The sequence below is a fragment of the uncultured Mailhella sp. genome (genome assembly GCF_905187505.1).
GTDB lineage: Bacteria > Desulfobacterota > Desulfovibrionia > Desulfovibrionales > Desulfovibrionaceae > Mailhella.
Genome location: NZ_CAJJIC010000124.1, coordinates 1 through 7,336, shown reverse-complemented (window position 1 = coordinate 7,336; position 7,336 = coordinate 1). Strand labels below are relative to the sequence as shown.

Annotated in this window: 8 protein-coding genes; 7 read left to right on the top strand and 1 reads right to left on the bottom strand. The window is 58.1% G+C overall.

Annotated features, from left to right (window positions below):
• Nucleotides 1-195 precede the first annotated feature (195 nt).
• From QZZ60_RS09725 to QZZ60_RS09695, 7 genes are all read left to right on the top strand, one after another.
• Nucleotides 196-825: a TetR/AcrR family transcriptional regulator gene (locus tag QZZ60_RS09725; RefSeq protein ID WP_295640929.1), complete on the top strand. Its 630-nt coding sequence runs from the start codon at nucleotides 196-198 to the stop codon at nucleotides 823-825.
• Between the two features lie 108 nt (nucleotides 826-933).
• Nucleotides 934-1,824: a radical SAM protein gene (locus tag QZZ60_RS09720; protein ID WP_295640928.1), complete on the top strand. Its 891-nt coding sequence runs from the start codon at nucleotides 934-936 to the stop codon at nucleotides 1,822-1,824.
• A 100-nt stretch (nucleotides 1,825-1,924) separates the two neighbouring features.
• Nucleotides 1,925-2,479: a flavodoxin family protein gene (locus tag QZZ60_RS09715; protein WP_295640926.1), complete on the top strand. Its 555-nt coding sequence runs from the start codon at nucleotides 1,925-1,927 to the stop codon at nucleotides 2,477-2,479.
• Between the two features lie 12 nt (nucleotides 2,480-2,491).
• Nucleotides 2,492-3,217, top strand: coding sequence for a flavodoxin family protein (locus QZZ60_RS09710; protein WP_295640924.1), 726 nt, complete (start codon nucleotides 2,492-2,494; stop codon nucleotides 3,215-3,217).
• Between the two features lie 51 nt (nucleotides 3,218-3,268).
• Entirely contained in the window at nucleotides 3,269-3,769 is a 501-nt protein-coding gene (locus QZZ60_RS09705; protein WP_295640922.1) for a flavin reductase family protein, read from the top strand.
• A 759-nt stretch (nucleotides 3,770-4,528) separates the two neighbouring features.
• The gene (locus tag QZZ60_RS09700; RefSeq protein ID WP_295640920.1) at nucleotides 4,529-5,098 is read left to right on the top strand and encodes a flavodoxin family protein; all 570 of its coding nucleotides are present in this window, start codon (nucleotides 4,529-4,531) and stop codon (nucleotides 5,096-5,098) included.
• Nucleotides 5,099-5,553: 455 nt separating this feature from the next.
• Entirely contained in the window at nucleotides 5,554-6,474 is a 921-nt protein-coding gene (locus QZZ60_RS09695; protein ID WP_295640918.1) for an amidohydrolase family protein, read from the top strand.
• Between the two features lie 94 nt (nucleotides 6,475-6,568).
• Here QZZ60_RS09695 and QZZ60_RS09690 read toward each other — a convergent pair whose 3' ends face one another.
• The gene (locus tag QZZ60_RS09690; protein WP_295640916.1) at nucleotides 6,569-7,264 is read right to left on the bottom strand and encodes a TCP-1/cpn60 chaperonin family protein; all 696 of its coding nucleotides are present in this window, start codon (nucleotides 7,262-7,264) and stop codon (nucleotides 6,569-6,571) included.
• Nucleotides 7,265-7,336: the final 72 nt, after the last annotated feature.

Here is a 7,336-nt window from a genome sequence, read left to right as displayed (position 1 = left end):
CCTCTCCGGCATCAGACTCGAACGAATGCCTCTTTATATTTTTAGCATATGCTAAAAAATATAAAACTTTCTTTTTGACGATTTTTATCCTATATTTCCCTTGAAATAATCGTAGAAAAATATGTTTTTTCTTCAAAGCAAACGTTATAAAAAACGTTTCTCCCAACCTTCCCTTTCATCATGGAAACTTCCCCTATGTCTGCAAACGCATCCCTTTCCGAACGCCGTTGCAAGGGCCGTCCCCGCGCCTTCGACCGTACGCTGGCTCTGCGCCGCGCCCTGGAAGTCTTCTGGCGGCGGGGCTATGCCCCGGCGTCGGTTTCAGAACTGTGCAAGGCCATGGAAATCAACCCCCCGAGCCTTTACGCCACGTTCGGCAACAAGGCCTCGCTCTTTCTCGAAGCCGTGAACTTCTATGAGGAAACCTACTGGAAAGAACCCGCCCGGCGCTTTCTGGACGACCCGGACATTTACAGCGCCGTAAAAAACTTCTTCAACGAATCCGCACAGATACTTCTTTCTCCCGAAACGCCTTGCGGGTGCATGGTCGTACTTGCCGCCGTCAACATTTCCGACGAGGAAACGGAAATCATCGAAGCGGTCAAAGCGCTGCGCATGGAAACGAAACAGATGTTTTCCGACAGGCTCAGGCGCGCAATCAAGGACGGGCAGATTCCCCCGGACACGGACGTACCCGCCCTCTCCGGCGCACTGAACACCATGCTCGAAGGACTCTCCATTCAGGCCAGGGACGGTCTCTTTCAGTCCGAACTGAAAGCCATTGCCGCTCATGCCGTCCGCATGCTGCCTTCCCCTCTGAACTGAACGCCGGCCCCTTCCCGCGATCACCGCAGAAAAATCCCTTGACATTTTTATAGTGATCACTAAATATTTTTTCAGATCAATGAAGGCCTCTTCATCAGGAGTATGACCATGACATTCACGGAACCGGCCATGCGGCCGCCGCAGGAAGCCTCTTCGCTTCTTCTTCGCGCCACGCAGGGCTGTACGTACAACAAGTGTCATTTCTGCTACGTTTCGCGCGGCTATCCTTTCATGGCTGTCACACCGATGCGGCTTGAAGAGGAAATCGCGTCCCTTCGGGGGAGCTTTCCCGACGACACGGCCATATACATGACCGGTTCCAATCCCTTTGCCCTGCCCTCGGACAAGCTGCGCCAGTACCTGCAGGTCATAGAACGCCGCATCCCCCGCTTCAGGCGCGTGAGCATGCAGAGCCGCATCGCCGACATTGCCGGAAAAAGCATGGAAGAGCTGCGGGAGCTTTGCGGCATGGGCCTGCGTCATCTCTACATAGGTACGGAAAGCGGCAACGACGATGCGCTCAGACTCATGAACAAGGGACAGACTTCCGCGCAGTCGGTGGAGCAGCTTCTTCGGCTGGACGAGGCGGGCATCAGCTACACGGCGTTCTACATCCTCGGCATGGGCGGCAGGGGAACCGGAAAGGTCTGCGGCGAAGACACGGCAAGGATGTTCAATCAAGTTCACCCGAAGCTCATCACCACCACGGGAATGACGCTGTTCAGGCACACGCCTCTTTTCGACATGGCCGCACGCGGCGAGTTCATCGAGGCTTCGGAACGGGAAAAGATCGAAGAACTCCGCGCTTTTCTGCAGAATCTGACCATAGACGTCTTCTATGACGGCATCCATTACCTGAATCCGCTCAACTACCGCTTTTCCAACAGCGACGCTCAGGCAAAGCGCCGCGTTCTGGACGACATAGACGACGTTTTGCGATCCAGCACGGACGAAGATCTCGAGCTCATGGTGAGCCGCAGACTCAAGCAGTCTCTGTAACGACCGCACGCCGCCGGACAACAAGAAATTTCGTCTGCCCGTTTTCCTCCGGGGAACAGGCAGCTTCACCATTTGCATTCTTTTCATAAGGAGAAACGTCATGAGCAAGAACATTCTCATTCTGAACGGAAGCCCCCGCATGAAGGGCAATACCGCCATGCTGTGCGACGCCTTTGCCGAAGGCGCAAAAAGCGCCGGTCACACGGTCACCCGCTTCGACCTGCAGAAAATGAACATTCACGGCTGCCTCGGCTGCGTGAAGGGCGGCAAGGCCCCCGCCGCTCCCTGCGTGCAGAAGGACGACATGCTTCAGATCTATCCCGCCTACAAGGAAGCCGACATCGTGGTGCTGGCCTCGCCCATGTACTACTGGGGCTTCTCCGGCCAGCTCAAGACGGCCTTCGACCGTCTCTTCGCCGTGGCCGAGTGCAATCCCGGCTACGCCAATCCCAAAAAGGACTGCGCGCTCATCATGGCGGCTGAAGGCAACAGCGCCGACAACTGGAAGCCTGCGCTGGACTACTATCAGGCACTTCTCGGCTTCCTTGAATGGAAGGATCTCGGACACGTGCTGGCCGGAGGCGTGTTTGATGCCGGAGCCGTGGCCGGAACGCCCGTGATCGACGAAGCCTTCCGCTTCGGCGCCTCCCTGTAGACGGAATCCGACATGAGCGAATCTCACAACGATGCCGAAAGTTCCGGCAGAGGCCTTCTCTCGCGCAGGAGGGCGTTCTTCGGCGCGGGAGCGGCCCTCATCGCCGCTGCGGGAGGGCTGCTGTACCGGCACGTTTCCTCCATGTCCTCCGTGAAGGTGGAATCCTTCATGACTCCGGCCTCCGGCCAGAAAAAGCATATTCTGCTCGTGACCGGCAGCGGAAGAATGCAGGGAAACAGCGATCTTCTGGCCGAAGCCTTCGCCGGAGGCGCGCGCGAGGCCGGTCACACGGTGGACATCTTTTCCGCCGGACGCGATCCCATGCGCGCGTGCATGCACTGCGAAGGATGCTGGAGCACGGGCAGGCCCTGCGTCATGGAAGACAGCTTTGAAAGATTCCACCCTCTGCTCGAAAAGGCGGACATGCTGGTCTTCTGCAGCCCTCTTTACTGGTACAGCTTCAGCGGGCACATCAAGTGCGTCATGGACAGGCTCTATCCCTACTCCAAAAAGAACAAGCTGCGCGACACCCCGGTGAGGGAAACCATGCTGCTCATGTGCGGAGAGAGTCACTTTCTCCGCTCCTTTGCCGGAGCCGCCGAATCGTACCGGCAGATGATCGGCTTCAAGGGCTGGAAGGACAGAGGCCGTCTGTTCGTCACCGGCGTCAACGAATGCGGGGCCATGAAAGGACACAGGGCGCTTGCCGATGCCGCAGACATGGGACGACGCGCCTGATTCAGGTTCTTTTGCCGCAAACCTCACGCACGCAGCGTGAAAGGAGTCATGATGAAAGCTCTTTCTCTTATCGAAGCGGCGAAGCTCACTTCGCCCAATCCCGTTTCCCTCGTCTGTTCCCTGACCCCTTCGGGAGACACCAATCTGGGCACGGTCTCCTGGTGGACCTATCTGAGCCTCAATCCCGAAATCATCGGCTTTGCCATGATGAAGACCTCCTATACGGGGGAACGGGTCCGGGAAACGAAGAAGGTCGTGCTGACCATTCCGGGCGAAGCCCTCGCAAAACAGGTCATGCAGTGCGGCTGCTCCACGGGCAGGACCAAAAACAAGGCGAAGGATTTCGGCATCGCCCTCAAGAACCTTTCCGGCTGCGACATTCAGATTCCCGAACACAGCGCGGTCGCCATCGAATGCAGCCTGCGCGAATTCATCGACGTCGGCGATCACTACCTTTATGTCTGCTCTGTGAACAACGTGTACGGCGATGAGCAGGAAACGCCCCTCTTCGCCTGGAACGGCTACTCCGAAATCGCTCCCGCAAAACGCTGATACCTTTCTTACGATTGCGTGCGCGGCCCGGCGACCGGCCGCGCACGGGCCGGACAAAAACGACCTTTCCTCGTCCGGCCTTTTTCGTCCGCTCCCCGCTTCTTCTTCCCTTCACGCCGATCCCTGCCCCTGCCGCCTCTCATGCGCACAGTCCGCGGCAGCAGACACGACACGCCTGCTCCCCGCCATCCGTCTTTCCGCAGGCTCTGCCCGACCACGTTTTCCCTTTCATGCCCGCCGACTATGTCGACCTATTCACTCCCGGCATTTGCCCTTACCCCGCCGTTCTCTTATACTGGCATGAAATCAGGCAAGGCCCTCCATGCGCCGCCTTCTAAAACGCGACCGGAAATTCTGCCGTTTTCTCCTCCCAAAACGACGGTCGTCGCGCCGGACTCCGGTTCTCTTCTGTGCCGACGCCCTCCAGGAGCAGCAAAACGCGACTGACATGACGCGCTCCTGTGCCCATGAGGATTCCGACTGCCCGCACGCCTGCGTCGGATGCGAAGGACACGCAGGCCACGACTCTCCGGCCGGTCCGTTCTTTGCCGGAACCCGCCGGACCGTTTTGCCGTCGACGCGAAAGCACCGGACGGAGGCGGCCGCGACCATTGCCGCTCGCGGCCGTGCAGCGACGCATGATCCCATTGTCCCGAAAACCGGGAAGACCGCCCTGCTCCGACATAAGCCGAAAGCTCACGGACAGCAGGGTCATGACGGACCGGGCAGTCTTCCTGTCCCCCAAAAAAAGGAAACATCATGAAAGTACTGGGCATCAACGGAAGTTCACGCAAGGATGGAAACACCGCCGCACTTATCCGGGAAGTATTCGGAGAACTGGAACGGGCGGGAATAAGCACCGAGCTCGTTCAGCTTGCCGATCTGACCGTCGAACCGTGCCGGGCCTGCTTTGCCTGCGCCCAAAACGGCTCCTGCGTCTTTCGTCAGGACGCCTTTGCCGAAATTTTCGACAAGATGGTGGAAGCGGACGGCATAGTTCTCGGCTCCCCCGTCTATTCGGCGGACGTTTCCGCCAGAATGAAAGCGCTCCTGGAGCGTGCAGCCGTCGTGGCCGACATGCGGCCCGGTCTGTTCCGGCACAAGGCAGGCGCAGCCGTCGCGGCCGTCAGACGCGGCGGCGGTCTCGCGGCCGTGGACGCCATGCACCATTTTTTCCTCAATCATGAAATGTTCGTGGTCGGTTCCACGTACTGGAACATGGTCTACGGAAAAATGCCCGGCGACGTAAAGAACGATGAAGAAGGTATGGACAACATGAGGAATCTCGGCAGAAACATGGCGCACCTCATGCTGCGCCTCGGTTCATGATCTGAAACCTTCACGTCCGACGTTCTTTCAGGTGGTTGACTTTCCGGGAAGTCCGCCACCTTTTTTTATGCCCCGGCCTGTGCGGGCCTCTTTCCCTGTTCCCCGCTGAACTTCGCGCATGAAGGCGACGGGGCAACGCCTCCGGACAGACGGCCAGCCCCCATGTCGCCGCATTCCGCCGCTTCCTTCCCATGCCCTCAGACATTTCTCCCTTCCCGCACGGCCCGCGGACATGACAATCTTCCAACAAGGGTCCGCTTCCGACACCGGATGCGGTCGCCGTTGTGCGTCAGACATGAACGACAACGGGACATTCTGCGTCACGGTCACAAGTTTTTTCTGTTGAAACATCAAAGGTCATAAAAAATTTCTTATTGTTATTATCAAGCAATATATTATTTTTTATCTATTGCGTCAGAGGAAGGCATGAACTTTTTACAGAAAAAGGAGTCATCATGATCATCGACACCCGCATTCGTCCGCCTTATAAAGGCTTTACTGCCGGCAAGGACTCGCTGATACATAACTTTGAACACGCCACAAAATGGTCGGGAATGTTCGGAGGGCACGCCGCACCTTCGGTAAGAACGCATTCCCTGGATGACTGTCTTGCAGAAATGGACGCGGCGGGCATCGACTTTGCCATTGCTCCCGGCCGCAAGGGACAGGACCACATGTGGGTGGACAACCAGGACGTGGTCGATCTTACCGAAGACTATCCCGACCGCTTCGCAGGCATTGCCTCCATCTTTCCCGAAGACCCCATGGAATACAATCTGGAGCAGATAAAAAAGTACTGCATCGACGGCCCGCTGCTCGGCGTTTCTCTGGAAACCGGCCTGGTGGCCGACGTGGAAGGCGCCACGCCCCGCTTTGTGGACGACCACAAGTTCTGGCCCATATACGAACTGTGCGAAAAGCACGGCGTCGTGGTGAGCTTTACCCACAACGCTCCCGCCTATCCCGACACCTCCGGCAGCGACCCGGTCAGGCTGAAGCACATCTATGACGACTTCCCCCGTCTGAAAACGCTGCTGGTCCACGGCTGCTGGCCCCATGTCAACGAAATAGCCGCCTATCTGTTCCTCAACAAGAACGTCATGGTTCAGCCCGACTTCTACATCATGAACACCGCAGGCTGGCGGGGCTATGTGGACTCGGCCAACTACATGAACCCCGGCAACTATGTCTTTGCCTCCTCCTACCCGCTGGGCGACATGAGCGTACTGGTCGACTACTATCTGAACTGCGGCTTTCTTGATCACATTCTGCCCAGAATCATGTATCAGAACGCCGCGGACTTCTTCAATCTCGACGCCTCGAAGCTGAAAAGACTGCCCGGTTCACCCGTGGCAGACGATTTCGACATCGCCTGATTTCTTCTGAACACACGAAAGGCCCGGCCTTCTTTTTCAAAAGAAGCCGGGCCTTTTCATCATCCGCATTCTTCCTCGGGGAAGGCAGGAGCGCTCACGGCAGGCGTGTTCCAGTCCTGCGAAGAACGACGGCGCCCAGCGTCAGCACCTTTTCCGCAATGCGCACCGCTCTGCCAAGATCTTCCCTTGCCGCGCGGGCAGGCTCGACCGTAACGGCAAAGCGTCCCGTCCGGCCGTCATATCCGTACAGGGTTCCCATCGTCCTCAGCTCCTCCGCAAGGCACAGAGGGCAGCGCACTCCCGCTCCCTGCAGTGCGCGACAGAACGGAGCGACAAGCGCTTCGTTCATCATGGAAGAAGCGGCCTGCTCCTCCATGGATGCCGACGAGAGCTCCTCCAGCGCGGAAAGAGCGTGAACATAGGCCGCTCCGCCTCCTGCGACGACACCGTCCCTCCGCGCGGAAAAGACCGCCCGAACGGCATCGACAGCATGAACGCGGCGTTCGGAAAAAACGCTCTTGCTCAGCGCCCCCAGCTTCAATACCGCTCTTCTGCCCGTCAGTCTGCGCAGACGCTCCCGGTAGGTCTCCCGCACGAAATCCGTACCGATGCTGCGCATCTGCTCCCGGATCTGTCCGGCCCTCCGGGCAGCCCTTGCCGGGGCTGCGGGCTCGCAGAGCAGCATCGTTCTGCCTTTTCCCACAACGGCCCGGCGGCATCGCCCCAGGGTTTCCGGTCCCGGCGGATCGGAAAAGAAAAAGAACTCCTTCGTGAGGGGAATTCCTCCCACAAGCGCCTCCATGTCGCGCTTAAGCCAACAAGCAGCAGAAAGGAGCCGTTATGGCCTTTGCAGAAAAACTCA